Origin of the sequence: Mesorhizobium sp. M0437, from assembly GCF_040321335.1 — a bacterium.
GTDB lineage: Bacteria > Pseudomonadota > Alphaproteobacteria > Rhizobiales > Rhizobiaceae > Mesorhizobium.
Genome location: NZ_JAMYRK010000182.1, coordinates 1 through 1,896 on the forward strand (window position 1 = coordinate 1; position 1,896 = coordinate 1,896).

General features: G+C 59.4%; 3 protein-coding genes. All 3 read right to left on the reverse strand.

Annotation, left to right across the window (positions count from 1 at the left end; all coding sequences use genetic code 11):
- Window positions 1-532: SDR family NAD(P)-dependent oxidoreductase (locus NKI72_RS34780; RefSeq protein WP_352852216.1), on the reverse strand; the 532-nt coding region annotated here is incomplete at its 3' end.
- 140 nt (window positions 533-672) lie between these two features.
- On the reverse strand, window positions 673-1,641 hold the full coding sequence (locus NKI72_RS34785) for an MBL fold metallo-hydrolase (protein WP_352693771.1): 969 nt from the start codon (window positions 1,639-1,641) through the stop codon (window positions 673-675).
- Between the two features lie 105 nt (window positions 1,642-1,746).
- Window positions 1,747-1,896: alpha/beta fold hydrolase (locus NKI72_RS34790; RefSeq protein ID WP_502909014.1), on the reverse strand; the 150-nt coding region annotated here is incomplete at its 5' end.

The following is a 1,896-nucleotide window of genomic DNA, read 5'->3' on the forward strand; positions in this document are numbered from 1 at the left end:
GTATATTGACGCGAATCCCTCGGCCGACCAGATCAAGAATCCAACTGCGCGAGAAGTTGCGGATTGCTGCCTTGCTGGCGCCGTAGACGCTGAACCCAGGCGTGCCAGTCGTCGCAGCGGTCGATCCGGTAAGGATGATCGAGCTATCGTCCCTGAGAAGCGGCAGCGCCTTCTGGACTGTGAAGAGCGTGCCTTTTACGTTGACTCCAAAAGTTCTGTCGAAATGCTCTTCCGTAATAGCGCCGAGAGCGGAAAATTCCCCGCCACCTGCGTTGGCGAATAGAATGTCGATGGCGCCGGCTTCATCCTTCACGATCTCAAAAAGGCGGTCGAGATCGGCTAGGTTCGCTACATCACCCTGAATGCCTCGCGAATTGTTGCCAACTTCGTTGATCGCCGCATCGAGTTCCCTTTTGCGGCGGCCGGTCATGAATACACGGGCGCCTTCCGCCGCAAACCGTTTTGCCGCGGCCAAACCTATGCCACTCGTTGCGCCGGTGATCACTGCGACTTTTCCGTTGAGCTTGCCCATTACGAAATCTCCTGATCCAAGTTGGTCGCAGCGGCGATGAATAGAGGCAGTGTGTGGTCCCAGCCTGCGGCTGCCGGCCAAAATTGTTCGACGGCGCTCATGTTTCAACCGAGCAGACGCTCCGAAATCCGATTTGGCGATCAAACGCCTTCGTAGACCAACCGAGTGAAAAAACCGGGATCGATCACGAAGTTGCCCCACTTGCCGTCGAACGCAGCCGTAGGTTTGGCCACCACGGTTTCGTCGCGCGTTCGTCCCAGGCGCTTCAGCTTCGCGACATTCTCCCGGATCACGACCAGCATGTCGCGAAAGTCCTGGAGCTCCGCTCGGTTGCTGACCGGATGGCCGTAACCCGGAATGATGATCGTCTTGCCGGTTGTCGCGGCGAGATTAGCGTCGGACGCAGCGATCATTCCGTCGATGCTGCCGCCCGTCGAATAGTCGATGAAGGGATAAATGCCGTTCCAATAGGTATCACCGACATGGACGATATCTGCTTCGCCAAACGTGACGGAGATGTCGCTGTCGGTGTGCGCCGGGCCGCAACGTTTCAGTGCGATGGACGCCCGATTGAGCTGCAGATCGCGCCTGTCGGCGAACACTTCGCTGGGTAATCCATCCGGGAGCAATGGCCGGAAGTTATAGTCCCATTCCTCGACGCGCTGGGTCTGTGAGAGATATTTGCGGGTGTTTTCGTGAGCGATGATCTTCGCTCCGGCCGAGCGAAGCCATGCATTGCCGTCGGTGTGATCAAAATGCCAATGCGTGTTGATCAAATGTGTGATCGGCTCGGGGCCGAGATTGGCGAGCGCCCTCGTCATTTGAGGGCGGGAAACCCCGATGCCGGCATCGACAAGCACCTTGCCGTCGGGTCCAGTGAGGACCGCGACGTTGCCGCCGGAACCCTCAAGCACACTCACGTTGCCGCGCAATTTGTGGGTGGCTATGGGCGATACGGCGGCACCGTCCTTGATCAGGCTGACGATGCCGCGTGCCTCGGCAAATGCTTCCCGAGGTGTGAGCCAGCCGCCGGTAACAGCGCCGGCGGAAGCGGCCATGCAGCACAGGCAAAAGCCGCGACGCGAAAGTAAATGCCGGCGGGCGTACATGATTGTTTCATCCTTTGATGGTGCGTCATGTCGTGTTTGTGCGTCTCGCGGCCACCCGCGGGGGGCCGCGACGCCGCCAGCGCTCCGATCGCAGCTGACGTTGGCTCAGTTGGTGGCCAGCTTGCGGTCCAGGAAGTCCCGGATCAGCGGTACCATCTCATCCAGCTTGTCTTCGAGCGCGAAATGCCCGGTATCCAGCAAATGAAGCTCGGCTCCTGGCAAATCACGAAGATATGGGCCGGCGCCATCGGCGGG